The sequence below is a fragment of the Paraburkholderia sp. EG304 genome (assembly GCF_046543485.1).
GTDB classification, from domain to species: Bacteria; Pseudomonadota; Gammaproteobacteria; order Burkholderiales; family Burkholderiaceae; genus Paraburkholderia; species Paraburkholderia youngii.
This window is the reverse complement of sequence record NZ_JBKGUA010000279.1, coordinates 1-647: the sequence shown is the minus strand read 5'-3', so window position 1 is coordinate 647 and position 647 is coordinate 1. Positions and strand designations below refer to the sequence as shown.

Annotated in this window: 1 protein-coding gene; it reads left to right on the top strand. The window is 55.2% G+C overall.

Annotated features, from left to right (window positions below; genetic code table 11):
- The first annotated feature begins 147 nt into the window (after positions 1-147).
- Positions 148-609 carry an HU family DNA-binding protein gene (locus ACLFKU_RS43850; RefSeq protein ID WP_410853401.1) on the top strand — a complete coding sequence of 154 codons (462 nt, stop codon included), beginning with the start codon at positions 148-150 and terminating at the stop codon, positions 607-609.
- Positions 610-647 lie beyond the last annotated feature (38 nt).

The window sequence follows — 647 nt, the reverse complement described above, 5'->3', positions numbered from 1 at the left end:
AGGAGATGGCATTGGTTCCACCTGAATAAAAGGCATTGAGCATCAAATCGACATCACAAACCGGCGCAGCGACTCATTGAAATGAAGTGCTGCTCGCCGGCGAGGGGTATTTCAACAGCCTGCTAAACCCGGAAAAAGAGGATTTAAATGGCAAAGAAGACCGCAGACTCCTCAGCGAAGAAAGCTGAAGCGAAAACCGCAGTGAAGAAAGAAGCGTCGCCCAAGAAGACAACTGCCGCAAGCGCGACACCCAAACCTCTGAAAGAGCAATTCACCAAGGCGTCGCTTGCGAGCCATGTTGCCACGCAGGCCGGTGTTGAACCGAAGCAGGCAAAGGCGGTGCTCGCCGCACTCGAAAGCACCATCCTCGGCGCCGTCCATAAGAAAGGGGCAGGCGAGTTCACGCTATCGGGCCTGCTCAAGATTGGGGTACAGCAGGTTCCGGCAAAGAAGAAGCGTTTCGGCAAAGACCCGTTCACAGGCGAGGAGCGCTGGTTTGATGCCAAGCCGGCAACCGTCCGGGGAGTGTCTGAATTTTTGTGTGCAAGGCGTCTGAACATTTCAGGCGTGGCAGGCGATCAATTTCATTCTAGCTGTTGGGTCGTGTGAAGCGATCCTCGTAGAGGATCGCGAACTGCCGCATGGCG